The 25,230-nt window shown below is 60.8% G+C and carries 27 protein-coding genes; 14 read left to right on the top strand and 13 right to left on the bottom strand.

Translation table 11 applies throughout. The annotated features are described in order from the left end of the window. Positions 1 to 2: 2 nt before the first annotated feature. A complete protein-coding gene (locus ABQM86_RS17795) occupies positions 3 to 1,382 on the bottom strand; it encodes an SLC13 family permease (protein ID WP_369745143.1) in 1,380 nt (459 codons plus the stop codon). Between the two features lie 113 nt (positions 1,383 to 1,495). Between ABQM86_RS17795 and ABQM86_RS17790 the strand changes: the two genes are divergently transcribed. The 6 genes from ABQM86_RS17790 to ABQM86_RS17765 all read left to right on the top strand — a co-directional run bounded on the left by ABQM86_RS17790 (position 1,496) and on the right by ABQM86_RS17765 (position 5,996). Continuing rightward, the gene (locus ABQM86_RS17790) at positions 1,496 to 2,260 is read left to right on the top strand and encodes an IclR family transcriptional regulator (protein ID WP_369745142.1); all 765 of its coding nucleotides are present in this window, start codon (positions 1,496 to 1,498) and stop codon (positions 2,258 to 2,260) included. A 229-nt stretch (positions 2,261 to 2,489) separates the two neighbouring features. Then, positions 2,490 to 2,648 carry a hypothetical protein gene (locus ABQM86_RS17785; RefSeq protein ID WP_198318272.1) on the top strand — a complete coding sequence of 53 codons (159 nt, stop codon included), beginning with the start codon at positions 2,490 to 2,492 and terminating at the stop codon, positions 2,646 to 2,648. After that, on the top strand, positions 2,645 to 2,908 hold the full coding sequence (locus ABQM86_RS17780; protein ID WP_207594844.1) for a hypothetical protein: 264 nt from the start codon (positions 2,645 to 2,647) through the stop codon (positions 2,906 to 2,908). Before ABQM86_RS17785 ends, ABQM86_RS17780 begins: the two co-directional genes overlap by 4 nt. A 475-nt stretch (positions 2,909 to 3,383) precedes the next feature. Beyond that, positions 3,384 to 3,737: a hypothetical protein gene (locus tag ABQM86_RS17775; RefSeq protein ID WP_198318271.1), complete on the top strand. Its 354-nt coding sequence runs from the start codon at positions 3,384 to 3,386 to the stop codon at positions 3,735 to 3,737. Between the two features lie 114 nt (positions 3,738 to 3,851). Then, positions 3,852 to 4,346: an SRPBCC family protein gene (locus tag ABQM86_RS17770; protein WP_207594842.1), complete on the top strand. Its 495-nt coding sequence runs from the start codon at positions 3,852 to 3,854 to the stop codon at positions 4,344 to 4,346. Positions 4,347 to 4,472: 126 nt separating this feature from the next. Beyond that, positions 4,473 to 5,996 carry a CHAD domain-containing protein gene (locus tag ABQM86_RS17765; RefSeq protein ID WP_369745141.1) on the top strand — a complete coding sequence of 508 codons (1,524 nt, stop codon included), beginning with the start codon at positions 4,473 to 4,475 and terminating at the stop codon, positions 5,994 to 5,996. A 4-nt stretch (positions 5,997 to 6,000) separates the two neighbouring features. Here the strand turns inward: ABQM86_RS17765 and ABQM86_RS17760 are convergent, their stop codons facing one another. Next, positions 6,001 to 6,837 carry an alpha/beta fold hydrolase gene (locus tag ABQM86_RS17760; RefSeq protein WP_369745140.1) on the bottom strand — a complete coding sequence of 279 codons (837 nt, stop codon included), beginning with the start codon at positions 6,835 to 6,837 and terminating at the stop codon, positions 6,001 to 6,003. 43 nt (positions 6,838 to 6,880) lie between these two features. Beyond that, positions 6,881 to 7,297: a winged helix-turn-helix transcriptional regulator gene (locus ABQM86_RS17755; protein ID WP_369745139.1), complete on the bottom strand. Its 417-nt coding sequence runs from the start codon at positions 7,295 to 7,297 to the stop codon at positions 6,881 to 6,883. Positions 7,298 to 7,420: 123 nt separating this feature from the next. On the opposite strand from ABQM86_RS17755, the gene ABQM86_RS17750 reads away from it, so the two are divergent. Next, positions 7,421 to 8,098 carry an FMN-dependent NADH-azoreductase gene (locus tag ABQM86_RS17750; RefSeq protein ID WP_369745138.1) on the top strand — a complete coding sequence of 226 codons (678 nt, stop codon included), beginning with the start codon at positions 7,421 to 7,423 and terminating at the stop codon, positions 8,096 to 8,098. A 27-nt stretch (positions 8,099 to 8,125) separates the two neighbouring features. Here the strand turns inward: ABQM86_RS17750 and ABQM86_RS17745 are convergent, their stop codons facing one another. Then, positions 8,126 to 8,611, bottom strand: a complete 486-nt coding sequence (locus ABQM86_RS17745; protein WP_369745137.1) for a PASTA domain-containing protein — start codon at positions 8,609 to 8,611, stop codon at positions 8,126 to 8,128. A gap of 155 nt (positions 8,612 to 8,766) precedes the next feature. On the opposite strand from ABQM86_RS17745, the gene ABQM86_RS17740 reads away from it, so the two are divergent. Together ABQM86_RS17740 and ABQM86_RS17735 are read left to right on the top strand one after the other, a co-directional pair. Beyond that, complete coding sequence (locus ABQM86_RS17740; RefSeq protein WP_369745136.1) at positions 8,767 to 10,500, top strand: ABC transporter ATP-binding protein; 1,734 nt, start codon at positions 8,767 to 8,769, stop codon at positions 10,498 to 10,500. Beyond that, a complete protein-coding gene (locus tag ABQM86_RS17735) occupies positions 10,497 to 12,467 on the top strand; it encodes an ABC transporter ATP-binding protein (protein WP_369745135.1) in 1,971 nt (656 codons plus the stop codon). Before ABQM86_RS17740 ends, ABQM86_RS17735 begins: the two co-directional genes overlap by 4 nt. A 79-nt stretch (positions 12,468 to 12,546) precedes the next feature. Here ABQM86_RS17735 and ABQM86_RS17730 read toward each other — a convergent pair whose 3' ends face one another. The 3 genes from ABQM86_RS17730 to ABQM86_RS17720 form a co-directional block, all read right to left on the bottom strand. Continuing rightward, positions 12,547 to 15,393 (bottom strand): NACHT domain-containing NTPase, encoded by a 2,847-nt coding sequence (locus tag ABQM86_RS17730; protein ID WP_369745134.1) that lies wholly within the window; start codon positions 15,391 to 15,393, stop codon positions 12,547 to 12,549. Between the two features lie 275 nt (positions 15,394 to 15,668). Next, positions 15,669 to 16,367 carry a hypothetical protein gene (locus ABQM86_RS17725; protein ID WP_369745133.1) on the bottom strand — a complete coding sequence of 233 codons (699 nt, stop codon included), beginning with the start codon at positions 16,365 to 16,367 and terminating at the stop codon, positions 15,669 to 15,671. 72 nt (positions 16,368 to 16,439) lie between these two features. Beyond that, the gene (locus ABQM86_RS17720) at positions 16,440 to 17,012 is read right to left on the bottom strand and encodes an MOSC domain-containing protein (RefSeq protein WP_369745132.1); all 573 of its coding nucleotides are present in this window, start codon (positions 17,010 to 17,012) and stop codon (positions 16,440 to 16,442) included. Between the two features lie 64 nt (positions 17,013 to 17,076). On the opposite strand from ABQM86_RS17720, the gene ABQM86_RS17715 reads away from it, so the two are divergent. The 3 genes from ABQM86_RS17715 to ABQM86_RS17705 are packed head-to-tail and all read left to right on the top strand — an operon-like array spanning position 17,077 to position 18,536. Further along, a complete protein-coding gene (locus ABQM86_RS17715; RefSeq protein ID WP_369745131.1) occupies positions 17,077 to 17,514 on the top strand; it encodes a hypothetical protein in 438 nt (145 codons plus the stop codon). Continuing rightward, entirely contained in the window at positions 17,511 to 17,702 is a 192-nt protein-coding gene (locus ABQM86_RS17710) for a helix-turn-helix transcriptional regulator (RefSeq protein WP_207594822.1), read from the top strand. Before ABQM86_RS17715 ends, ABQM86_RS17710 begins: the two co-directional genes overlap by 4 nt. 54 nt (positions 17,703 to 17,756) lie before the next feature. Then, complete coding sequence (locus ABQM86_RS17705) at positions 17,757 to 18,536, top strand: alpha/beta fold hydrolase (RefSeq protein ID WP_369745130.1); 780 nt, start codon at positions 17,757 to 17,759, stop codon at positions 18,534 to 18,536. On the opposite strand, the gene ABQM86_RS17700 is transcribed toward ABQM86_RS17705, so the two are convergent. Continuing rightward, positions 18,533 to 19,132, bottom strand: coding sequence for a TetR family transcriptional regulator (locus ABQM86_RS17700; protein ID WP_207594818.1), 600 nt, complete (start codon positions 19,130 to 19,132; stop codon positions 18,533 to 18,535). The two genes, ABQM86_RS17705 and ABQM86_RS17700, sit on opposite strands and share 4 nt — an antisense overlap. Before the next feature lie 81 nt (positions 19,133 to 19,213). Here ABQM86_RS17700 and ABQM86_RS17695 point away from each other — a divergent pair, with 81 nt between their 5' ends. Continuing rightward, positions 19,214 to 19,993, top strand: coding sequence for an SDR family NAD(P)-dependent oxidoreductase (locus tag ABQM86_RS17695; RefSeq protein WP_280628038.1), 780 nt, complete (start codon positions 19,214 to 19,216; stop codon positions 19,991 to 19,993). On the opposite strand, the gene ABQM86_RS17690 is transcribed toward ABQM86_RS17695, so the two are convergent. Beyond that, positions 19,988 to 20,467, bottom strand: a complete 480-nt coding sequence (locus tag ABQM86_RS17690; protein WP_369745129.1) for an NUDIX domain-containing protein — start codon at positions 20,465 to 20,467, stop codon at positions 19,988 to 19,990. The two genes, ABQM86_RS17695 and ABQM86_RS17690, sit on opposite strands and share 6 nt — an antisense overlap. 251 nt (positions 20,468 to 20,718) lie before the next feature. Here ABQM86_RS17690 and ABQM86_RS17685 point away from each other — a divergent pair, with 251 nt between their 5' ends. After that, entirely contained in the window at positions 20,719 to 22,206 is a 1,488-nt protein-coding gene (locus tag ABQM86_RS17685) for a hypothetical protein (protein WP_369745128.1), read from the top strand. Here ABQM86_RS17685 and ABQM86_RS17680 read toward each other — a convergent pair. The 4 genes from ABQM86_RS17680 to ABQM86_RS17665 all read right to left on the bottom strand — a co-directional run bounded on the left by ABQM86_RS17680 (position 22,187) and on the right by ABQM86_RS17665 (position 25,154). Further along, positions 22,187 to 22,363, bottom strand: coding sequence for a hypothetical protein (locus tag ABQM86_RS17680; RefSeq protein ID WP_207594812.1), 177 nt, complete (start codon positions 22,361 to 22,363; stop codon positions 22,187 to 22,189). The two genes, ABQM86_RS17685 and ABQM86_RS17680, sit on opposite strands and share 20 nt — an antisense overlap. A gap of 7 nt (positions 22,364 to 22,370) precedes the next feature. Beyond that, positions 22,371 to 23,510, bottom strand: a complete 1,140-nt coding sequence (locus ABQM86_RS17675) for a glycosyltransferase family 2 protein (RefSeq protein WP_207594810.1) — start codon at positions 23,508 to 23,510, stop codon at positions 22,371 to 22,373. A 242-nt stretch (positions 23,511 to 23,752) separates the two neighbouring features. Next, the gene (locus ABQM86_RS17670; protein WP_198318270.1) at positions 23,753 to 23,923 is read right to left on the bottom strand and encodes a hypothetical protein; all 171 of its coding nucleotides are present in this window, start codon (positions 23,921 to 23,923) and stop codon (positions 23,753 to 23,755) included. A 244-nt stretch (positions 23,924 to 24,167) separates the two neighbouring features. Beyond that, complete coding sequence (locus tag ABQM86_RS17665) at positions 24,168 to 25,154, bottom strand: aldo/keto reductase (RefSeq protein WP_280623606.1); 987 nt, start codon at positions 25,152 to 25,154, stop codon at positions 24,168 to 24,170. Positions 25,155 to 25,230: the final 76 nt, after the last annotated feature.

The raw sequence follows: 25,230 nt of genomic DNA, 5'->3' as shown, positions 1-25,230 counted from the left end.
TTTTAGAGGCTGGATGGCAGCACCAGGGCGCCAACCAGCAAGAGCGGCCCGGCCACCACCATGGACAAGCCCCAACGGGTGAGGAACCTGGTGATGCGGGGGCGTTCATCGGCGTCGACGGTGGCCACGAACGTGGCGCCGACGGTAGAGAACGGAGAGACGTCAACAATGGACGAACACACGGCAAGGGCGGCGATAACCGCCCATCCGGCGACGTCCCCGGAGGCCACCAGCGGAAGCGCCAGCGGAACCAGCGCAGCGAGCATCCCGGTGGTGGAGGCGAAGGCGGAAATGAGGGCGCCGATAGCGCAGATCACCAGCGCGGCCAGCAAGGGAGTCCCGACGGCGCCGGCTGCTTCGCCGAGCAACGCGACGGCTCCCATGGTCTGAAGCACTCCGACGAACGTGATGATCCCGCCTACCAGCAGGACGGTGGACCAGTCGATTTTGGCTACGGCCGATTTCCCGGACTGTGGGTCGCACAGCGTGAGGACCGAGGCGAACGCGAAGCACAGGACACCAATGTCCGGGCTGGCGCCGAGGACGGACATCAGGATGACGGTGGCAACCAATCCGGCCATGCAGAGCACGGTGATGATCTGGTTGCGGTCCAGCCGCGAAGGCTGCGGCGCGGGGGCCCGTTCGTCGAGGACCTGAACGGCCTGTTCGGCGGCCTTCTTGCCCCGCGCAATGGTGCCATCGCGTTCAAAAGGGTGCGACGGCGTCGGGCGGCTTGCGCTGAAGCGCGGCATGTTGGTGCCGAAACCGTCAGCCGTGCGGGTGTTGAGCAGCTTGAAACCGCCGAAGAGCACGTAGGCGGCCCCCAGCAGCAGGATGTTGGTGCCCAGGGCCACACCAAAAAGGACCAGGGGATCCAGATCGATTCCGGCTGCCCTCGCGGTGCCGTAGGTGACGATGCCGAACAGGCTGGTGGGTGCGAATCCGCCCGCGCTGAGCCCCGATCCGATGGCCAACCCCATGAGCATGCGGTCGATGCCGTACCGCTTGGCCAGGGGCATTCCGATGGGTGCCATGACCAGTCCGGCCAGGGGTGAGCCCATGGCAGAGATGCCGATGGTGAGGGCGAAGAAAGCCAAGGGAAGGAAGAAGGCGCGGTCACCCACTTTGGTGATGGCCATTTCGATGATGCGGTCGATGGTCCCGTTGGCCTGCGCGATCGCAAAGAAATAGGTCACGCCAACCAGCAGGACGAGGATTCCGATGGGAAAGCCCGCCACCACCTTCTCGATGGTCATCCCGGCCATCCACACACCCACGCCGGCGGCCGCTGCGAACATGAGCACTCCAATGTGCACTTTGCGCAGGGTGGCCAGGACGAAGACGCCTACAAAGATGGCGAGGGCCAATATCTGTAATTCCATAAGCCCGTTCTCCAATCAAACTACGTCGGTTCACTGGATGAACCATCGGTTCATTTTGGGAAGTCGCCTGTAATGTAGGGCACTGGAGTTAGTCGGTCAAGCGGGAGGGTTGCATGAGCACGCAAAGCGTCGTCACGGCCATCAGGGTGCTGGAAGCAGTCTCGGACAACCAGCCCGCAGGCTTGTCCGAGCTCAGCCGCGAGGTGGACGTGCCCAAGGCCACCGTGCTCCGTATGCTCAGGACGTTGGCCGAACTGGGCTGGGTGGCGCAGTCCGAGGTCCAAGCCGGCAAGTGGGTTTTGACCAACCATGCCTTCGCTGTGGCAAGCCGTGGCAGCAGCGGATCAGTGATCCGTGACGCGGCAATGGGCCCCTTGAACGCGCTGCAGCTGGACACGACGGAAACGGTTCACTTGGCGGTCCCGGACCGCGGCTACATGCTCATCATCGAGCGACTCGACACCCCGCACGTCCTGAGGGCTTTCCTGCCGCTGGGTTCGCGCCTGCCGATGCACGCCTCCTCTACAGGAATGGCCTACTTATCGGCTGCTGACGAGGCCTTCGTTGACGATTACCTGGCTGGCCCGCTGGAAGCGCTGACGCCGCAGACCGTGGTGGAACCCACGCGGCTTCGCGAGATGATCGCGGACACACGTGCCCGTGGGTACTCCATCAACGAACAAGGCCTCAGTACGGGGATCACTTCCATCGGCGTGCCGCTGCTGGGGCCGGGCGGTGTCGCTGCCGGATCCATCTCCATCTCGGGGCCCTCCAGCAGGATAGTCCCCGCCAAATACCAGGAATATGGTGAGGCAGCCACCGGCACCGCGCGTGAGATCAGCAGGGCTTTGGGGGCGTTCTCCGCCAAGGGCTACTAAGTTTCCTGTCAAAATACTTCGCCGCAACTCAAAGCGCGCCTATCATGATGCTGTGGACGTGCTTCTTTGGAGTATTGGTTTCGTTTGAACCCGATTCCGGAGGGTACTAAAGCGATATGGAGAACTATTTCTTCGATCGGTGCCCGTTGGCATGGGTGGCGCCCCTTATCGGGGTACCAGCGGACGCCTTCCTGAATAGACAAAATTTATTGAAGGGATGCGTAGCTCAATGAACACACTTTTAATAATCGCCGGCGTAATCGCGATCATCCTGCTCCTCGTGGGCGGATTCAACCAAGCCCTCAGCTTCCTGCTGTGGGTTGGAATCATCCTCTTGGTGCTGGCCCTTCTGGGCTGGGTTCTTGGCCGTGGCCGGTCGCGCGTATGACAACTGATCCAAGCGAAGTTGCCGGTTTTGCCCAGGTCCGCGATGGAACCACCACCCCCGGCCATCCCATTCCCAGGGATCCGGGGATGCCTGAATCCAGCGGGCAGGTACCTGTAGGTGACGCCTCGTCGGAAAGTCCGGACGACGCCGTCGATGCTGGCCCCAGCGAGTCAGCCAACCCACCAGGGCCGGCAGAAGAGAAGGACGAAGGAACCACGGACAACCGTGGTCTGACCACCGAAACCAATCCTACGGATTGATCGGAGCAGCGCGGCCGCGGGCGGGGAGGTTTCCTGTCCGCGGCCGCGTTCTTGGTGACCCCTTGCGGGTGTTGCCACTAATTCCTGAAAAGTCGTCAGTTTAGCGATTGGCGGAAGAAAATGCGCATCGGTTCAATCATCGGGCTGATCGTTGTAGTTTGGCTCGTCATCGGCGCAATTGCGGCCGGCCAACGGGGTTATTTCAGCGCCCCGCCTGCGCAGTGCTCGCAGTTTGCAACCATAGCTCTGAATATCGTCGCCGGCCCCCTGAATTACACGGGCCTGGACCCTCAGGGCGGGTGTGAGGTGCCGCAGCCGTCCTGACGTGACGCGAGGCCGCACCATACAACGTTTGTCAACAAATTGCTAAGATTACTGACTATTTTGGTCTCGACATGGACATGGCACTAAGTACCCTTATAGGTTCGAAGTGTTCCATCAACACGTTCCACCGCTCAGGGAAAGGACAGGTCATATGGACAAGCAGAATGCCACACCGGAAGAGGAAGTGGGAGGCTACGGCACTCCTACGGCAGAGCAGGAAGCCGGCGGAGGCCAGGCACAGCCCCGCGTGGAAGAGGACATCGAAGAGGCCGGCCTCGGAGAAGGTACCGGCGCGCCGAACCTCAGCCACCTGGATCCGGAGGATTCAGACAGTGCAGGCGAGCCCGGAGCCGGCCGCTTCGGAGGAACCGAAGAGCAGGCCCACGCCGAGCAGTCCACCGTGCCCGACGGCAACGATGACAGCCTGCCGGATGGCAGTGGCAACGACCTTCCCGAGGAAGAGTCGCCCAACGACGATGACGAAGAAAGTTTCGACGCCGGCTAAGAGCTTTGGCTGGCGCGCTTTAGACAGGCGCGCCACTGGTTAAGCAGCCAGCTGGCTGGCGCGCCACCAGCAGTACAGCACGAGCACCCGAGACGCGATCGAAGGAGCAACCTTATGGCTACGGTCAACAAGTCAATCGATGTAGATGTCCCCGTATCTGTCGCCTACAACCAGTGGACGCAGTTCGAGACCTTCCCGGAGTTCATGAACGGTGTGGAGTCGGTGCAACAGATCGATGACACAGCACTCCATTTCGCGACGAACGTGGGCGGCGTGAAGCGCGAGTACAACGCCCAAATCATTGAGCAGGTCCCGGACGCGCTTGTCAGCTGGGCAAGCGTCGATGGACCCCGCAATGCAGGCACGGTCAGCTTCGAACCGCTCGCAGAGGCCCGCACCCGAGTGACCGTGGCGATCGATTGGGAGCCCGAAAGCCTCGCGGAAAAGGCGGGATCGGCGCTGCACGTCGATGAACTGCGCGTGGGTGCCGACTTGGACAAGTTCAAGAAGTTCATTGAGGCGCAGGGGCATGAAACCGGGGCCTGGCGCGGCACGGTATCCGGCGGCGATGTGGATGATACGGGGCAGACGCCCGGAGTCCGTCCCTAGCGCGAAGCCCGGGACTGGCTCACACTGGATACAGCACCAATAGATAGCTCCAACGAGGGCCGGCCACCGTTACGGGCCGGCCCTCCGGCGTACGCAAGATCAACGGCAGAGGGAGTCCTGACAGCCATGGCAGTGTCCAGCACCGTGGAGTCCGAGCGGAAGTTCGATGCCGACGCATCGACTCCGCTGCCCGAACTGCACACTATCGACGGGGTGGGGGCAGTGGGTAAACCGGCAAGTTACAGCCTGGAGGCCATCTACTTCGATACCCGCCACCTCGCCCTGGCTGCCCGCGGAATAACGTTGCGGCGCCGCACCGGTGGACCCGACGCCGGCTGGCACCTCAAACTGCCCCTTAGTCCCGGGAAGCGGACGGAGATTCACGCACCGCTGGGCACCGCTGACACGGTCCCGGTGGAACTCATGGATCGCGTGCTCGCTTACACGCGGGGCCATGCAGTGGCCGCAGTGGCCACACTCACCACAGAACGCACCAGCTACGCGCTGTACGGACACGGCGGCGAACGTTTGGCCGACTTCGTTGACGACTATGTACGGGCCCAGGTTTCCCTTGGTGAGCCCCGCGGGTCGGAGTGGCGGGAGTGGGAAGTCGAGCTGACCGCGCAGGACGGCGCCGACGATGCGCTCCTGGAAAGCCTCGTGGGACAGCTCTCAGACGCAGGAGCGAAGCCCAGCAACCGAACCTCCAAGCTGGCTACTGCCGTGGGTGATTCATGGCCGGATCTCAAAGGAAACGGCCGCAACCAGGCCTATGACAAGGGCTCGGCAATGGCCCCGGTACTCACCTATCTCCAGGACCAAGAGGCCGACCTCCTGCTTCAGGATGCCCACGTGCGGTTGGGACGGGATGACTCAGTCCATCAAATGCGGTCAGTGATCCGCCGTGTCCGATCGGTTTTGCACTCATACCGCCAGCTCTTTGAGCCTGCCCCGGTGAAGGAACTTGAGCGCGAGCTGAAGTCGTTGGCCAAGACTTTGGGCCGGTACCGTGACACGGAGGTCCTGCACGCACGCTTGAGGACGCACCTTGACGAGCTGCCGTCGAACCTCGTACTGGGCCCGCTGCACGACGAACTGGACCAGCGCATGGCTGTCAGGGCGGACACCGCAATGGGAGCTGTCAAGAACCGCCTGAACAGCCCCCGGTATTTTAAGTTGTTGGACGCACTCGAGGCGTTCATCGAAGCCCCACCGGTAACGCCGCAAGGGGAGGCGAAGGCCCGGAAAACCACGGCGAAGCTCGTCAACAAAGCCGCCAAGCACCTCGGCAAACGCCATGACGCCGCGGTGGCTGCCGCCGTCGGGCCCCGGCGTGACACAGCGTTTCACGAAGTCCGGAAGGCCGCCAAGAAGCTGCGGTTTGCCGCCGCGGCCGTTGAAGGTGTCCACGGCAAGCGGGCCGTGAAGCTGGGGGATGCAGCCCACAAAATCCAAACCATCCTCGGTGACCACCAGGACAGCGTGGTGGCCCGCGCGGAGCTGCTGAAGCTGGGTTCTGCGCCCGGCATCAGCAGCGCTGCGTTTACTTATGGCCTCCTGCACGCCATGGAACGCAGTGCCGCCGACGCAACGGAAGAGCAATATCTTCGTCACAGCAAGAAGGCGCTGAAGCTCAGGCTCCAGAAATAGGAACCTACTTCTTGAGGAACGTCAGCAACGCGTCGTTGATTTCGGTGCCATGCGTCCAGAGCAGGCCGTGCGGTGCCCCCTCGATTTCCAGGTAGTCAGCGCTGGACAGTGCGTCCTTGAAACGCCGTCCGGTGACGTCGATGGGCAAGATGTTGTCAGCCGTGCCGTGGACGATTAGGGCCGGGACGTCGATTTTGGGGATGTCGGCCCGGAAATCCGTGAGCCATGTGGGCTGCGCGGCCACCGAGGCAAAGGCCCCGGACTTGCTGGCCAGATTCCAGCTGGCGTCCACGGCTTCCTGGCTGAGCCGGTCCGTGCCCAGGAACGTATCGGTGTTGTAAAAGTTCTTGAAGAAGTCGGTGAAGAACGCGTAGCGGTCTGCGGTGACGGCGGCGGCAAGGCCGTCGAACACGTCCTGCGGCACGCCGTCGGGGTTGTCATCGGTCTTCAAGAGGAAGGGTTCCAGCGAACCGAGGAAGACTGCCTTGGCAACACGGGCCGAGCCATACGTGCTGATGTAGCGCGCCACCTCGCCGGTGCCCATGGAGAAGCCCACCAGGACGGCGTCGTTCAGGTCCAAGGTGTCCAGGACGGTCTTGAGGTCTGCGGCAAAGGTGTCGTAGTCATAGCCTTCAGTGGGCTGGCTGGATTTTCCGAAACCCCGGCGATCGTACGTAATGACGCGATAACCGGCCTCGAGCAAGGCAGCGGTCTGCTTCTCCCAGGACGAACCATCCAACGGGTAGCCGTGGATCAAAACCACAGCCTGGCCGGTCCCATGGTCCTCGTAGTAAAGCTCAATCTCAGTGCTGTTTTCGTTTCCGACGGTGATGTAAGCCAAAACTCAAGTCCCTTCGATGCGGTTCAACACGAACGTTTCCAGCCTACTGTTCAGTTGGTGCGCCGGCACGGGCCCTGTCGTGGCGTTGACGCGCCGCCGCCACGGCGTCCATGTTGTCCTCCGCCCACTCCTTCATGTCGAAGATGATCGGGAGGAGGGAACGGCCGCGTGCAGTGAGCTCATAATCGGTTCGGACCGGAACCGACGCGGTGACCTCCCGGTCAATCAGGCCGTCACGCTCCAGGGAGCGGAGTGTGGAGGTCAGCATTTTCTGGCTCGCCCCCGGGATCAGTCGGCGCAGCTCACTGTGGCGTTGCGGCCCTTCTTCCAAGGCGAGCAGGACAAGTGTCACCCATTTGCTGCTGATCGCCTCCAGCAATTGGCGTGCCGGGCAGAGTTCCAAGGAAGCGTTGTAGTGGTGTTGCGCTTTCCGACGGTTCTGTTCAGCCGTGAGTGTCATGACCTCATCATTGCAGGAACGTGGAGGTGCCCTGGGCACAATAGAGTGCGTTCTTACGCTGCGTGACACCCCCGGGTGAGGATCGATGAGGGGCCAAAGGGTCCCCTGCCTGAAAGGAAAAGCATGCCCTCCATCCTCCACATCAACGCCTCACCCCGTTACGCCACCAGCGACTCGCTGCGGTTGGCCCGCCATTTCATTGACTCGGTTCAGGCTGCGGCTTCGGAGACGTTCGAGCTGGAAACCCTGAACCTGTTCGACGACGGCGCGTTGCCGGCTTTCGGACGGACAGCAGCGGCCGCAAAGATGGCTGTCTTCACCGGCCAGGACCAGACTCCGGATCAGGTTGCAGCCTGGGAGTCCGCCCGCGCCGTATTTGAGCAGTTCGCCTCGGCCGATGCGTACGTCTTCAACATTCCGTTGTGGAACTCCGGTGTGCCCTACGCCTTAAAGCAATGGATCGACATCGTCACCCAGCCCGGGTGGAGCTTCGGGTTCGATGCCGAAAAGGGCTACAGCGGGCTCATGGAGGGCAAGCATGCGCTGGCCATCCACACCAGCGGGGTCTATTCTCCCGGGGTTTCGCCGGCTTTCGGCTCCGATTTCGGCAGCACCTACTTTGCCGATTGGCTGAGCTTTGTGGGCATTGCGGATGCCACGCACGTTCGCTTCGCACCCACCGTCCTCAACGCAGACGTAGAGGGAACCCGCCGTGTTGCCGAGAATGAACTCACCGACGCCGCGCTCCTGTTCGCGGGCAAGCTCGGTGCTGCGGCAAAGCTGCAGCTGGCGAACGACTAGGAAACGACGACGACCCCGTCAGGCAGGTTACTTCCCGGAGTTCGCTGCGGCTGAAGCGGCCGCAGCGGCAGCCGCTTCAGCCGCAGCTGCTGCTTCCGAGGCCGCAGTATTGGCGGAGTCCACGGCACCCTCAGCTGCAGCGATGGCGTCGTTCATGATCTGCTGATCCACTTCAGTCGTATCGACAACCATTTTGATCGTCTTGGCGTCCGTCTCGGAGCCTGCTGAAGGGTCCGTCGATACGGCTGCTACTTGCGGACCCGGCTCGAGCGTGGTCCAAGGAGTTCCATCAGGTCCCACGATCGAGATGGTCAGCCCGGCCGATGCCAATGCAGCTTTGGCATCGGCGAATGGCTTCCCTGCGATGTCCGGAACGGTGGTGAGGTTCGTTGCAGGGCTGGAGGCCGCGGTTTCAGAGGGTTTGGCCTGCGTGGCTTCCGACGCACCGCCGGAGCATCCTGCCAGCGCTGCGCCGATCACCAATGCCAGCGCCAATGCTGCGGTCTTCTTCATATGTCATACCCCCAAAATAGTCCGCTGGCCGGCTCATGGTTTGCCAACCCCACGTAGTGCAATACCAGCGGTAACTTTAGCGCTATTTCTCTAGTTGCCCGCAGCAACCAGACGTAAACTGGCCTTCGGTTCACATCGCCTGGCTCGGAGATCCCATGCTGTGGAAGGTACTTGTTCGCTTCCTGCGGCCGCATCAGCGGTTGCTGATCGCCGTCGTCGTCTTCCAATTGGCCCAGTCCATCGCATCCCTGTACCTTCCGACGCTGAACGCCGACATCATCGACAACGGGGTCGCCACCGGGGATACCGACTACATCCTGCGCATGGGCGGGCTGATGCTGTTGATCACCCTCCTGCAGATCGCGTGTGCCGTGGTTGCGGTCTACTTCGGCGCGAAGGCTGCCATGGGGATGGGCCGTGACCTCCGCGACGCGGTTTTCAGCAGGGTGGGGGAGTTCTCTGAGCAGGAGGTCACCAGGTTCGGGGCGCCGTCGCTGATCACGCGGTCCACCAACGACGTCCAACAGGTGCAGCAATTGGTCTTGATGTCCTGCACGCTGATGGTCGCGGCACCCATGCTGAGCATTGGCGGAGTGATCATGGCCGTGCGCCAGGACGCCCAGCTGTCCTGGCTGATCGCAGTGAGCGTGCCGGTGCTGTTGCTGGCTGTTGGGTTGATTGTGACCCGGATGGTGCCGTTGCTCCGCAAGATGCAGGTCCGGATCGACGCCGTGAACCGTGTCCTCCGCGAGCAGCTCACCGGTATCCGTGTGGTGCGGGCGTTCGTCCGCGAAGACTTGGAAACCGCCAGATTCGGTAAAGCGAACGACGACGTCACTGACGTCGCGCTGCGGGCCGGGCGTTTGATGGCACTCATGTTCCCGGTGGTCATGTTGGTCATGAATGTTTCGTCCGTTGCAGTGATCTGGTTCGGGTCCTTCAGGATCGAGGACGGTTCCATGCAGGTGGGCACGCTGATTGCGTTCCTGAGCTACCTGATGCAGATTCTTATGTCGGTCATGATGGCCACGTTCATGGCTGTGATGATCCCGCGTGCGTCCGTCTCCGCCGACCGGATCGGCGAGGTGCTGGAGACCGACTCAAGTGTCCAGCCGCCGTCGAACCCCGTCACCGGCGGCATCCGCCGCGGCGAGTTGGAAATGCGCGACGTCGGATTCGCCTACCCGGGTGCCGAGCAGCCAGTGCTGGGCGGGGTCACGTTTACAGCCTTGGCCGGGCAGACAACAGCGATCATCGGCAGCACGGGTGCTGGGAAAACCACGCTGGTGAACCTGATGCCACGTCTCTTCGACGCCACCAGCGGGTCCGTTCTGATGGACGGCGTGGACGTCCGTGAACTCCATCCTGACCTGCTGTGGGGCCACATCGGGCTGGTACCGCAGCGGCCTTACCTGTTCTCCGGGACGGTCCGCAGCAACCTCCAGTACGGCAAGCCCGATGCCACCGAGGAGGAGCTGTGGCAGGCGCTCTCCGTTGCCCAGGCCCGGGACTTTGTGGAGGACATGGAAGGCGGCCTGGATGCTGCCATCTCTCAGGGTGGCACCAACGTCTCCGGCGGGCAGCGGCAGAGGCTCGCGATCGCCCGGGCCCTGGTGAAGCGGCCGGAGCTCTACATCTTTGACGATTCCTTCTCCTCCCTGGACACCGCCACCGATGCCCGGCTCCGGCAGGCCCTCAAGCGCCACACCAACGGCGCCACGCTGGTGATCGTCGCCCAGCGGGTCTCCAGCATCGCCGACGCGGACCAGATCCTGGTCCTCGACGACGGCAGGATCGTTGGGCGCGGAACGCACGAAGAATTATTGGAAACGTCCGAAACGTACAAGGAAATCGTGTCCTCCCAGCTCGCGGCGGAGGAGGCGGCATGAGCGCTGTATCAGCCGGGCCGCGCGGTCCCCAAAGGCCGGCAATGGGTCCTGGTCGAGGTGGGCCGTTCGCGGGGATGAACATCCCTGCTGAGAAGGCGTCCAACTTCTCTGGCTCAGCCCGGCGTTTGCTGGGGACGCTGAGGCCGGAGCGGTTCTGGCTGATCCTGGTGCTGGTGTTCGCCGTGGTCAGCGTTGCGCTGTCTGTGATCGGACCCAGGCTGCTCGGCGAAGGCACCAACCTGATCTTCGCCGGCGTCGTCTCCCAACAGTTGCCCGCAGGTGTTTCCAAAGCCGATGTCATCGCAGGGCTGCGCGCCTCAGGTGACGACAGCAAGGCGGACATGCTGGGCGCCATGACCCTCACTCCCGGCGTCGGAATCGACTTTGGCGCGCTGGCCTCGGTGCTGCTGTGGGCGCTGGCACTGTATGTCCTGGCCTCAGCGTTCGGGTGGATGCAGGCGTACGTTCTCAACGGCGTCGTGCAGCGGACCGTTTACCGACTCCGCGAGCGGATCGAAGCGAAAATCCACCGGCTGCCCCTGCGCTATTTCGACTCCATCCAACGCGGTGAGCTGCTGAGCAGGGTGACCAACGACGTCGACAATATCTCCCAAAGCCTCCAACAATCCATCAGCCAGGTGGTGTCCTCCCTCCTGACGGTGCTGGGTGTTTTAGTGATGATGTTCCTGCTCTCGCCGCTGCTTGCTTTGATTGCGCTGGTGACCATCCCGCTGACCCTCGGAACAACGCTCCTGATTGCCAAGCGCTCGCAGAAGCTGTTCGTGGCGCAGTGGAAGAACACCGGCGAACTCAACGGCCAGATCGAGGAAAGCTACACAGGGCATGCACTGGTGAAGGTGTTCGGACGGCAGAACGAGGTGCAGGAGAAGTTCCGCGCGAAGAACAGCGAGCTGTACCAGGCGAGCTTCGGGGCGCAGTTCGTGAGCGGGCTGATCATGCCGGCCATGACGTTCATCGGCAACCTGGTCTACGTGGGGATTGCCGTGGTGGGCGGCCTGCAGGTGTCCTCCGGTTCCATGCAGTTGGGCGACGTCCAAGCCTTCATCCAGTACTCGCGGCAGTTCACCATGCCGTTGGCGCAGCTCGGATCCATGGCCAACATGCTGCAATCCGGTGTTGCCTCCGCGGAGCGCGTTTTCGATCTGCTCGATGAGGAGGAAGAGTCAGCCGAACCTGATCCTGTTCCACAGTCCGGTCCGGCGCGCGGACGGCTGGTGTTCGAGAACGTATCCTTCCGCTACTCGGCCGACAAGCCCCTGATCACGGACCTCAGTTTGGTGGCTGAGCCGGGGCAGAGCATCGCGATTGTAGGGCCTACGGGCGCGGGCAAAACCACCTTGGTGAACTTGATGATGCGCTTCTACGAGTTGGACTCAGGACGGATAACGCTCGACGGCGTGGATGTCGCCTCGATCCCGCGGCACGAGTTGCGCTCGCGGATGGGCATGGTCCTCCAGGACACGTGGCTTTTTGGTGGGACCATCCGCGACAACATTGCCTATGGACGGCCTTCTGCTTCCGAGGACGAGATTATTGAAGCCGCGCAGGCAACGTATGTGGACCGGTTCGTGCGGTCCCTGCCCGAAGGCTACGACACCTTGTTGGACGACGAAGGCGGCAACGTTTCGGCTGGTGAGAAGCAACTGCTGACCATCGCCCGGGCGTTCCTGTCCCATCCGTCCGTACTGATTCTGGACGAGGCCACCAGCTCCGTGGATACCCGGACCGAGGTATTGGTGCAGAAAGCCATGAACGCCCTGCGCTCGGACCGGACCAGCTTTGTGATCGCCCATCGGCTCTCCACCATCCGCGACGCCGACCTCATTCTGGTGATGGAAGCCGGGCAGATCGTGGAGCAGGGGACCCACTCGGAGCTGCTGGCTGCGGGTGGGGCTTACTCCCGGCTGTACGAGGCGCAGTTCGCGGCTCCGGCTGCTGAGTTCTAGCTAGGTCGTGGGAATGTGCAAAGGCAGACGAGATGAACCTGAATCTTAGCTCTGTGCCCTCTACTCGAGAGCAACCACCTTACGAAGCGATCATGCTGGAGTTAGCCCGAACCCATTGACGGATCCACCGCCGATCCTTAGGGTCCTCAACGACGTCGTTGATGGCGTCGAGGACCGCTTTCATCCCTGCATCGTCGGCAGGTGCCTGCCTGCTCCGAGCTTCAGCCGCACTTCTTTGATCAAAGATCTGAGGGAGGAGCGCATTCTCAAAGCTAAGCTCTTCAACCTCTTCACAAACCGCTGCTGCGCCTGAATATTCATACGAAATGAATGCATACCAATAAAGCAAAGTTCTTGAAGGTCTTTCCATAAAGGTGTAGCCACCTGTGTCAAGTGCTTGGTGAATGCGCCGCGCCAGCCGCGCCGAAACCTTTCGAGACCGATTAAGAGCTTCCTCGAAGCGCTCCTGCAGGACCTGCCATGCAACGGGAGATCGTGGGTGGATAGCAGGGGAAAAGATTGAATCCGTAAATAGCCCTGGCGCCCCGATTCCGAAAGCATGAAGGGCCACAAGTGATTCGTAGGGAATGGATTCGGAAGAGATATCGCAATCTAGATTATGGCGCAGGATGTAGGTCATCACTTCCCCGGAACTCCATGGCTCATGTTGATGGCCGAGATCAACGAGCTCGTTGATGGACTCGCGCCATCCTTCATCCGCAAGGGCTGTCATTCCCGCCGCGTCAAACCACGACCAGCGTTCAACCATGCCTTCTAGGAATGTGAGATTCGTTAGGCCCCTAGGCGAGGATTTATCTGGGCGTGCCTGATACCACTCCTTGGCGCGCAAGACGATTCTCGCGCGAGCGTCGCGATTCAGTGAGAACAAGGCAAATGAGGAGTCTTGTGTGCTCAAGGGGGACAACGCTGCCCAAGTGTTCCGCACTGAATCAACCAATACATCCATAACATGGCTAGGCAAAGCTATGGCATCCGCCAGGCGAAGACATAAGGAAAGCCTTGATTCTGCGGCTTGCTCGGTTTCATTGTCAGGATATCTCAGTAATTCAAGAAGAATATCTGCACCACCGTCATACTTTGAACTGTCATAGTATTGAACTATCAAATCACAAAGTACGGACCCGGGATCTTCCGAAAAAGCGCGTCGGATGGCGGCAACTATAGTTGCAAGATCGCCAGACCTCTTCACAATGGCTTGGGCGGCATAGTATTCAAGAAATGTTCGATGTGTGAAGCTGAAGATGCGCTCATCATACTCATTTCGGTATTGTGATGAAAGAAGCCAGGCGCGATCTGCGCAGAACTCTAAAAATCGACGGGCACGTGGAGTGGCGTCACTTACATCCACACTGGCATTCCGTCGGAAGAATTCAGCTAGAAGTCGCACTAATTGTCGTTCTTCCACACCTGATCGAGCATTCTGACTTGAATGGAATAACCATGCAAGTTCTTCAAAGAGCCTCGCACCATAACGAAGGTGGTCAGGTGGGGACTCAATTTCACGCATGGAATCCCAACGTGTAAACAGTAACTCCGCACAGTTGCCGTAAACCTCAAACCTGTTTCGGGGGAGGTAGCCGCGAGCGCGGTAAACATCGCATAATAGCGACAGCATCAACGGATTGGCTCGAATATCCCTAATAGATTCTGAGTTCATAAGGAAACGTGGTGTTACTTCGGATGCGTTCCGCTTTGAAAACCAGAGACGCGCGTACTCGGCCACCTGAGCATCGCTAAACTCCTGCAATCCGAAAACTGAAAAATTCTCCTTTAGAGCTATGCGTTCATAGCCCACCCTACGAGCAGTGGCTAATACCGGGCATAAGGGGTATCTTCGGACAAAGCCTTCGATCTCGGAGACGAGTCGGCTGCGTCGACCAGCGTCGATTACTTCGTCTAAGCCATCAAATAAAACAACGGCTTGTCCTGTGGCCAAGAGGTCTTTGACAACTTGTCCCTCAATGTTCAAGCTGCGAACAATGCGGAAATCGCGTGAAACCCAGCGATCCATTTCAAAAGCCGAGTCGGGGTTGAAGTTTCGGCATGTTACTAGAATAGGTACCATTTGAGCTTCGCCATCTGCAGCGATCTCAGCCACAATATGATTAATCAGCGTTGTCTTTCCAACTCCAGGATCACCAAGTACTACAACGCGTCCAACGCCGTCCTTCCCGATAGGTAGGCTTGATGTCTCAATGGCGGCGGCAGGAACCCCTCGTTCAGTCAGCGTACGATGTATGAAGACGTCCTTCTTATCAACCCGAAAATCACCTTCGAGTAGATGATCCATGTTCAACATGCCGAATGAGCTCACAATTTCATTGCGTATGTCGTGTGCAGCATTACGGGCTATGGCAATGCGATCAACGCTCGCGATTGCTTCAATGAGCTGTCTAACATAAAGTGGTAAGGGCGACGAATTTTGGAGGATATCAGCTGCACCATCTGCGGATCGTCTCGCGGTTAGAAGCCCTTTGACGTTCGATGAGAGTGAATCCGAGCCTATGTGGGAGACAAACTTATCAATATGTGGCCACACGCAAGTAGCTATTTCCTCGGCCACTATAACTTGTTCCTTGAATTCGAGTTCTAGGAGCCTTTGAAAAGCGGCAACGAATTCCGGTCCGGCGTCTGATAGATCCTTTGGGTCGAGGGTCATTTTCGACAGAACATAGGACTGAATCAAGCGTCCAAACTCAGTGGAACGCAGCGTCGTCAGGACCAGCTGTTCCTGAGCGCTCGTCAGGAGCAGTGAATCTTCATCTTGACTCAAGTCGCCGACTTGAACATACTCATCGAGAACCAGCTTCTCGACCATACGATGTTGTGGATCCAGCAACGAGTCAGAAGCCCTTTTGAATACGGTTCCGAGTGCTGCGCTGATAACTGGTGTTAGCAAGTCCATGGCCTATTTCCGGTGTGTCTATGCTCCGGCGCAGATTGTGCCAGATCTCCCTACTTTACATATAGGCTTAGCCAGCCGCGACTAGTTTGGGTTTGTGTCTTAGGCAACGGATGACGCGGGCATAGGAGTCCAATAAGGCTTCGGAGTCGCGGTTTGACAATCGGCCCAAAGCGGGCCTAATGCGTGCTAGTCAGGATTTCTAGCAGAGGCCCTTCCTATAAAACGGTAGCTACTCATCAGTTCACGCGAATTGCGACGGTGCATTCTGGGATGGCTTAATATCGTCGACGGGCCACAGCATAGGAAGGTTCGCGCAGCCGCCGCGTCCAGCCGTACGTTCCGGCGGTAGGAATCGGGTTCAAGACGGGATCAAATCTTTCGGTGGTATCCTCGGCATTATCAGTGAGACGGAGCGTCAACGTTCCAAACCTGGTCCAGACGCCAAGCGGGCTGGCATGGTGAAGTTCCAGCGTCCACGAGTCATCACCAAGGAGCGAACGGAAAGCGCCGGGTTCCATAGGTAGCTTGGCTGGCCCGTCGATGGTTCGTGCTGCTATCAGAACAGGGCCTGTCTTTGACTTGTACGGCATCATGCTCGAAAAAACGGCCAATGCGGCGTCCCGTCGAAGCCGGAGAATGAAACGGCCAACGCCGGTCGGTCCAGTCGTGGCGAGGAGCATGTCCGCCAGTTTGTCCTGCTCTGTAAAGCGCACTGCAAGCCCGATGATGTCAGGGAGGGCATACGGGAGCCCGATTGATCGCGAGAGCCGGGCCTCCACCTCGCTGGTGCCGGCGGTGTCCAACCATGGGATGCCGGACGGCAGGCGAGCACCGGTGTCCCTTTCCAAGGTTCCGACCAAGCGGATGCCCTGTGGATGGATCGGCCGGTGCGGTCGCGCTGCTTTGATCGCCCGGAACACCTCAGCAAACGCGAACCCTGCAATGGCTTGGATCTTGCTGCTCAATGTCTCCACATGATCACCCTATGTGGGTGCTACGGCGAATGACAGGCTCCTGCCTTTAATGGGCACGGCAAGCTACGAGCATCACGGCAATCTGGAGGGCCTCAGCACGTTGGCGTCCCCTGCCTTGTTGGGGTCCAAGAGCACCGGACTGACCAAGACAGCCGGCCCTCGATGCAGCAAGCCGCCGGCAATCACCTGGCATCGGACGCCGCCGCGCCCCCGCATCGCTTTGTGGGCCCCTGGAGCGAGCATTTCGTCCATCCAAGCACACGGGTGGGCTGGGCGGCCGGCCTTCAACCGCACCACATCTCCACCGGACTCAAGGGTGAACTCATGGCCAAGCAGTGGAGCCAGCTCGACTCCCCGCACCATCACGTTCCGTCGGGTCAGCAGGGGATCGAGTGGACCGGCTCCGAGTTCTGCGGCGATCGATTCAAGAGCCTCCACGGCAAAAACCGTCACAGCAGCGTCCATGTGCGCTGCCTTGCCAAAGAACCTGTCGCCAACAATTCCTTTGCCAGTCACCAGTTCCGCTTGGTCGGCGTCAGTGGTGATGACATCGGCGGCGCCCTCCCGGGCACGGCCAAAGTAGGCGTGCGCCGGCGACACTAAAAGGTGAAGCACCTCGACGTCGTACCTGTACTCGGTGGTCATCCCTCAACGCTAATCCCCAGACGGAAGTATTGCCTCTAAAAGTAAAGGGTGCTTTACTTCCCTCATGAGTAAAGCTTCCTTTACATCAAGGCGGGCGCCGGTCCATCACTACGTCCTTGCTGTCATCCTCGGCGCTATCCTGACCATTGCGGTCGCACTGTTGGTGGGAGCGTCAAACCCGGGCGACTTTTGGCCTGCGGCAGGGATCGGCGCCCTGTGTGCCGCCTACCCAGCCATGTCTCTCGGAACCAGGGTCTTCGTTTCACGCCACACCGTCACCCGTGATCAGCATGGCGAGCAGAGTGTGGAGCTCCAGTGGATGCGGCAGGCCGGTGCCGGAGCGTTCCTCGACGTGCTGGTTGCCACCATCGTTGCTGCCGTGGTCCTGGCGGTTGGCCGGTTTCAGATCGAAGCACTCCCGGTCTTGCTCGGGCTTGTGGCGCTGAGCGCCTTGGATGCCGGCCTGCGCTACCTTGCCGTTCGGCACCGTGCGCTGAAGTGAAGAACAACATCGCGGAGCGCCGGGCCGGGCGACGATGGACACAAGCTGACCTCGCTGCTGCCCTGGGGGTGTCCAGGCAGACGGTCATTTCCATCGAGCGGGAAAAGTTTGACCCCTCGCTGCCCTTGGCGTTCCTGATAGCCAGGACGTTCGACTGCGCCATCGAGGACATTTTCACTACCGATTAAAGCGCTGTGGCCCACGCCGCAGCGCTTTGGCCGCCTCCCGGATACTGTGGCACGGTGAACTTTGCTGAGGCTGCCGACGGCACCGAACTCGCCTGGGCGTCAAAAGGCGAAGGCGAGCCAATGCTGTTGATCGCCGGACAGGCAACCTCCATGGATGGCTGGGGCCCGACGGCGGAGCTTCTGTCCCGCTCTTACCGTGTCATCCGCTTCGATCACCGCGGGATTGGGCGGAGCGGGAAGGGCGACGCTGAGCGCTACACCACGAGGCTGCTTGCCGAAGATGCTGCTGTGGTCCTCAAAGCCGCCGGCGCGGATTCAGCACATGTGTACGGCCACTCGATGGGCGGGCGTATTGGCCAATGGCTGGCCATTGATCACCCGCAGAAAGTTCGTACGCTGATCCTCGCAGCCACGAGCGGTGGCATTTGGCCGGATGCCGGCGCCCAGCCGAAAAAGGCTGCCCTGGAAGCCTTGGTCAGCGGGGACATGTCCCGATTGGAAGAGCTCTTCTTCGACGCTGAGTGGGTCCGCGCACATCCCGAAGCGACCCACACATTCTTCAATTCCCGCGCATCGGCGTGGGCTAAAGCCCGGCACTTCAGGGCCAGCCGTGAGCATGATGCCTGGAGCAGTCTCAACGCCATCCAAGCCCCCACCCTGATCCTTCACGGCACCAGGGATGCGTTGACTCCCTTGCCCAATGCACTCCTGCTTCGCGAGCACATTCGCGGCTCGGTACTGGTGCGTGTACCCGGAGCGGGACACGGCCTTCATCTGGATCACCCGGAGACGGTTGACTGGATCCGGCAATTCATCGCCCGAAAGGCCAGCTAACGCGCAGGAACCCTCAACACCTCGAGCGCTGCCACAAGGTACGGGATCGGATCCGGATCTGACCCCGCCGCCCATTGCATCCATGCCTCAAAGGTGGTGGCAAGGTACGCGGCGCTCAAGTAGCGTGCCGCGGAGTCGGAAAGACCGTTCTCCACAAGGAAGGCGAGCGTCCTTTCGCGCTGTGGTGCCAGGGACTCGTAGCTGCGGCTGGTCAGTTCGGCATGCTCGGCGATCAACCGGAGCCGTCCGCGGGTCACGGCCAGATCGGGAATGACCCCGACCCCGGCGGCCGCCGCCTCACGCAGCCCGGCCAGCACATCGCCGTCGGGCTTTCCGTGCTGGTGGAACGATCCGAAGGCGAGCGTTGACGCTTCGACCACGGGTTCGGTGCCACCCCAGACCAGGTCCGCCTTGCTGGCGAAGTAACGGTAGAGGCTCTTGCGGCCGATACCGGCAGCGCGGGCGATGTCTTCCATGGAGGTGTTCTCATACCCGTGCTCGGCGAACAGGTCCAAGGCGAGTCCGGCCACGGCGTCGGCGTCGATGGTGGCGGGGCGACCGCTGGCGCGTGCCGGTTTGGCATCTTCCGAAATCATCCCTCCAGTATTCACTCTTACATAATGACACAGAGTGTCATAAGCTGGGGTGGACCACTCTGCAACCATCGGAAGGACATTATGGGCAACGACGCTTCATGGCAGGAGGCCATCACCTCTGGCCGTTTCGCCGGTAAGACCATCATTGTCACGGGAGCGGCCTCGGGTATTGGCCAAGCCACCGCTTTGCGCATCGCCAAAGAAGGCGGCAAGGTCATTGCGGCCGACATCAGCAAGGACCGCCTGGAGGCCCTGGCGGAGGAAAACAGCGGTCTGGACCTGGTGCCCGTAGCTGGCGACATCTCCACGGAAGAGACCGTGGCCGCGGTTCTGGCAGCCGCCGGCGGGCGGGTGGATGCTTTGGCCAATGTCGCCGGCATCATGGACAACTTCGCCCCCATCCATGAGGTGGACGATGATCTCTGGGAACGGGTCTTCCGCATCAACGTCACCTCTCTCATGCGCCTGACCCGTGCAGTGGTGCCACTCATGCTGGAGGCCGGAACCGGATCGGTAGTGAATGTCGCGTCCGAGGCAGGACTGCGTGGTTCTGCTGCCGGTGCGGCCTACACAGCATCCAAGCACGCCGTGGTTGGCCTTACCAAGAACTCGGCAGTGATGTACGGACCCAAGGGATTGCGCTTTAACGCCGTGGCTCCTGGCCCCACCATCACGAACATTGTGGCCAACTGGGGATCGCAGCTCGCTGCCGAACGGCTTGGCCCTTTGATGCAGGCGACGATTCCAACCCCCGCCACGGCAGCCCAACTGGCTGCGTCCATCACGTTCCTCCTGAGTGACGACGGCACCAATATCAACGGCGCCATTTTGGCGTCCGACGGCGGGTGGTCGGCTCTATAGGGTTTTAGCGCCAAGGTGCCGGACCAGCGCGTCCACAATAGGCAGTTGCCCTTTGACGAGTTTGGTCCGGGCCTCGGATTCTTCGAACCAGCGGGCGTCGTCGATCTCCGGGAAATCCTTCATGACACCCGACCCCTTGGGCCACTCCATGAGAAAGGTGTTGCTGATGATCTGCTCCGGCTGGAAGTCATTGGCTTCTGCCGTGAAGGCAGTGATGAGCTTTCCTGAGGGCTGCCGGAAAACGCCCAACAGCTCGTAGCCAGCGGCCGGCGGGGGTGAGCCTATTTCCTCTGCGAATTCGCGTTTCGCAGCTGCCAAAGGGTCTTCATCTTCAGGGAATTCGCCTTTGGGAATGGACCAGGCGTGGTGATCCTTTCGCGCCCAAAAAGGACCGCCCATGTGGGCGATCCACAGCTGCAATTCGCCGCTGCTCACGGTTCGGTAGAGAAGAATTCCGGCACTGCGGATAGGCATGTGTCTTCCTGAAGGACGTGCTGCGTAACGGGCTGTCTTATGAGGTAAGGATCTGTCCAGAGTACTGCGGGGCTTTACCCCCGTTATCCAATTGATGTTGAAACAGTCATATTCAATGCCTAATTCGCTTCCGGCAGCGTCCCTGCTCATTGATAATCGAGGAGTTGCACGTTCCTCGGGGGTGGAACGTGACTGCGGCTTTCGGCAATTGCCGAAGGCGTTTCTGGGCGCATCAGCAGGAGGACACAGCTATGGCATCGTCAATGAGGCTCCTTCCTACCGGGGGAAGAAAAGTAATGGGTTTGGCCGTCGTCATGGCGGTAGGTTTATCACTGTTCACGGGTATCAGCCCCTCACACGCCGCGGACACCACGCCCATGGCTGAGGACCCTGGACCGGTGGGCAGCTTTGCTTGGAAAGGGTTCAACTGGCAGAAGCGTTTTTGGGGTGGGGCGCCCATGTACAACGCAAGCTGGGATGCCAACAACGTCAGCAATCCTGATGCTGATGGGTACGTGAAACTCTCCATCTCCAACCCCACCGGGTCCGCTCCGAAGGGCGCGGAATTCCAGTCCACACGCGAAGGCTTCGGCTACGGCACGTACAGCACCACGGTGGAGAAGGACGTCAGCGCGCTGCAGAAGGAAGTGGTGTGGGGCTGTCTCTTCACCTACGATCCCGCAGCGGAACCGGGATACACGGAGATCGACCTCTGTGAGGCATCGGCCTGGGGTGGCGGGGCTGCCTACGGTGAAGACTGGCCTGTCACCCAAGGTCACGGGTACTGGTTCGATGCAACGAAGCCTCCAGGCCAGGGCAACAACACCGTCACCTTCGACGTCACGAACGCTCCTATCCTCACCCATCGAATGGTCTGGGAACCAGGCAAGCTGACCTTTGAGACCTTCGCTGGGGAAGGCTACAGCGGAACGCTGCTGAAAAAGACCATCCTGCAAGGATCCACGGTTCCGCTTCCGGCCAAAGAACAAATCCACTTCAACCTGTGGGTGACCGGGGGCGGAGGCGGCGATGCTGCCCATGTCGGTCCTGAAACGGTCACTATCCGTGATTTCTCCTTCGTGCCGGGGATTCCGTTGACGGCTCCTGCGCCAACAGTGTCCGGCACGGCAGCTGTGGGCTCCACGCTGACAGCCAACCCAGGAAGCTGGACCACGGGAACCGCCCTGGCGTATCAGTGGTACAGGAACGGTGCGGCGATCTCCGGTGCGACGACTGCCACCCGTGTTCTTGCGGCTGCCGACCAAGGTACCAAACTGACAGTGAGGGTCACAGGAACCAAGTCCGGGTACGCAACGACCACCATGGAATCAGCGCCCACAGCCACAGTGGTTGCGGGGACTCTGGTGGCACCCACACCAATCATCACCGGGACGCTGAGCGTGGGCTCCACACTGACAGCAAACCCAGGAACCTGGACGTCCGGAACCACGCTGACGTACCAGTGGTACCGCTCGGGTATTGCGATCACCGGTGCCACCGCCAAGACCTACACCCTGGTAAGCGCTGACCAGGCGGACACCATGAGGGTCAGGGTCACCGGCACCAAGGCCGGCTACACCACGGTGGCCAAGTTCTCGGCGGTTTCGGCTCCGGTCACCTCATCTCCGAGCTACACAATCAGGGGCGATTTAAATGACAAACCCGCAGTTGTGTCGCGCTGGGGGGTAAGCGACACAACTGCGGGACTGCCAGGCCTGGTTAGTTCTTCTGCGCCTTGACGGGGACGATCCTCTTGACGGCGAGGCCGAGTGCCAGCATGGCGAAAGCAGCCAGTGCGAACCAGAAGAGATCGCCCGCTCCGGTCACTGCGAGTGCTCCTGAGCCCATTCCGGCTGCGGTGGCTCCTGCGAGGGGGGCTGCTGGATTGTTGTACATGAGTCGATTACCAAACTTTCTTTCTGTTGAGTGCTGCATCCAGGTACGCCTTGGCGTGAACGGCCTGGAGGAACATATCTATGACGGTTTCGTACATGGTTGCGGCCAGCAACATGTACCTCCAGCCCCGGAAACGCAGGGTTACGATGCGCTCCAGGACGAAGATTGCGGTAACAGCTATCCAGAAGGGGTGGAGGTTCAGGCCCGCTCCGGTGATGAAGGCGAAGATGATGGAGCTGAAGTAGGCCAGTGTCACCATCACACCGATCATGGACAGGAATTGGCGTCCCCAGTACGGCCTGGTGATTTTGGTCCACCCGTACTGCACACAGTTCTCAACTGCGCCGCGCTTCCAGCGAAGCCGCTGTGCCCAGAGTTCACGCCATGTGGGCATGACCTCGGTGACCAGAGTGCAGTTGGAAGGAGATGCGATGCGGTAGCCGAGGGTCAACAGTGCAAAGGAGAGTTCGTTGTCCTCGGTCAGAACCGAGGTGTCATAGACGCCGCCCTTGCCGTTGCCCGGAGGAAGTGTGCCTTCCAGCCGGGCTGAGACCACGTCGCGCAGCGTCTTGACCCGGAACAGGGCTGCCGTTCCGGTAACCACCAGGCACTTGCCGTGGAGGCGCTTCACGTCGCGGGCATAGCGGGCGTACTCGTTGCGCTGCAGGTGTCCGACGAAACCGCCGCCGGGACCGCCGCTGAACACTCCGCCCACTGCGCCAAGCAGTTCGTCGGCCAACAGGTTCTTGGTGGCGTTTTCAATGAAGTCGAGGGCGAGCTGGGAGTCCGCATCCTGAACCAGGATCAAGTCCTCGGGGTCGGCCTCGGGAAGAAGCTCGCTGAGGGCGAAGTTCAGGGCTCCGGCCTTCTTGTCCTTGTTGCCGACGGTCCGCAGCACCTCGACGCCCTGGGCAAGCGCGAGAGCCTCGGTGTCGTCGGTGCAGTTGTCCGCCACCACAATGATGCGGTCCGGGCGGAGGGACTGGTTGTTCAACGAGGTGAGGGTCTCGGTGATGCCGGCGGATTCGTTGTGTGCCGGCACCAGGACGGTGACCACACCACCGGCCGCGCGGTGGGACCCGCGGGGTGCGGCGGCCGTTGCCGGTGAGTCTGCGTCGGCCGTGTAGTCCGTGATTTCCGTGAGCATTGTGATCCCTCCGTTCGTGCGTTGAAGCGTTGACTCACTTAGAGTTCCAACGCCAACGCAAGAAATGCGCAGGGAAAGCGTCAAGGAAATATCAAGGTTTGCTCAGGAGTTCAGGAACGCCGTCACGAAGCGGATTCGAGGACCACTTGTACGTTTTTGGATGCTTCCGGAGGGGCCCTTAAACGCAAGAGGACGACGCCGGCAAGTACCGGCGTCGTCCTCTTGCTTTTGCTGTGAGCTGCTTAGCGGCTCAGGCTCACGGTGAAGGTTTTGGGTCCGCTCAGGGTGACTGCGATTCCGCAGTTTTCTGCAGCTGCCCGGTGTGAGAGGGACTGGACGGCGGCATCGATGGTGTGGTCGATGGCCGACTTGTCCCAGATTTTCAGCGTGATGGAGTCAGTATGTGTCGTCATTGTCAGTACTTTCACTCAGGCCGGTATCAGCCCCAAGCCTCTTCGCCCGGGGCCGCATCCTCGTCGGTGAGGATTGCTGATTCAGCTTGTATGGGAACGAATTCCCTCATTCATGGTTCATGTTGCCCACCACGGTTGACAAGCGAATCCGACCAAGTGTGACCGATTACACGTTTTTGATTACCCTGTGTAACCGGCGTTGACAGTGAGCTCCCACCAGCGGTCCAACCCGCTGCCGCCCTGGTCAGCCGTTGACGTAGCCCATGTGCTGGGCGTTGTACCGATCACCGTGGACGCCGATGCTCCGGACGATCGCGTCGAGGTCGGCGCGCTCATCGGCGGAAAGCGCGACCTGCGTTGCGGCCACGTTTTCCTGGATGCGCTCGGTGCGGCGGGTGCCCGGGATCGGCACGATCCACGGCTGCTGCATCAGCAGCCAGGCCAGGGCAATCTGCCCGGGCGTCGCCCCCTTCGCCGCTGCGAGCGTCTTCACGTGGTCAACGAGTGCCTGGTTGGCCGCGAGATTCCCTGCCTCGAAACGCGGGACCCGGGAGCGGATGTCCCCCTCGGTGAAGCTGGTGGAGGTGTCCACGGTGCCGGTGAGGAACCCCTTGCCCAGCGGGCTGAACGGTACGAACCCGATGCCGAGCTCGGCAAGGACAGGCAGCACCTCGGCCTCGGGGTCGCGCGTCCAGAGCGAATATTCGCTCTGGACAGCAGTGACTGGGTGCACGGCGTGAGCACGACGGATGGTGTCCGCGGAGGCCTCCGAGAGGCCGAAGTGCTTGACCTTGCCCTCGGCGATGAGTTCGCTGATCGTGCCGGCGACGTCCTCGATCGGCACGGCGGGGTCAACCCGGTGCTGGTAGAACAGGTCGATCACATCGGTACGCAGCCGCTTTAGAGATTCCTCTGCGACGCGGCGAATCTGGTCTGGCCGGCTGTCGAGGCCGACGCTCTTGCCGTCGCGAATGTCCCAACCGAACTTGGTGGCGATGACGACTTGGTCGCGGATCGGCTCCAGAGCCTCACCAACCAGTTCCTCGTTGACGTAGGGCCCGTAGGCCTCTGCGGTGTCGAAGAAGGTGACCCCTTCGTCGACGGCCGAGCGCAGCACGGCGACCATCGCGTCCCTGCTGCCGGGGTTGGGACCGTAGCTCTGGGACATGCCCATGGCCCCTAGTCCCAGTGCGGAGACCTTCAGGCCCTGGCCGAGTGTTCTGGTGTGCATGATCAGTCCTTCGTGGTGGAGGTGTCCTTGAGTGGCGGAAGCCCGCCAAGCGACGGTGCCCTGGGACCGCCAGTCC

The sequence above is a fragment of the Paenarthrobacter sp. AMU7 genome (assembly GCF_041200195.1).
Lineage (GTDB): Bacteria > Actinomycetota > Actinomycetes > Actinomycetales > Micrococcaceae > Arthrobacter.
Note: the sequence above shows the minus strand (reverse complement) of the source record. Positions and strands in the feature narration are given on the sequence as shown.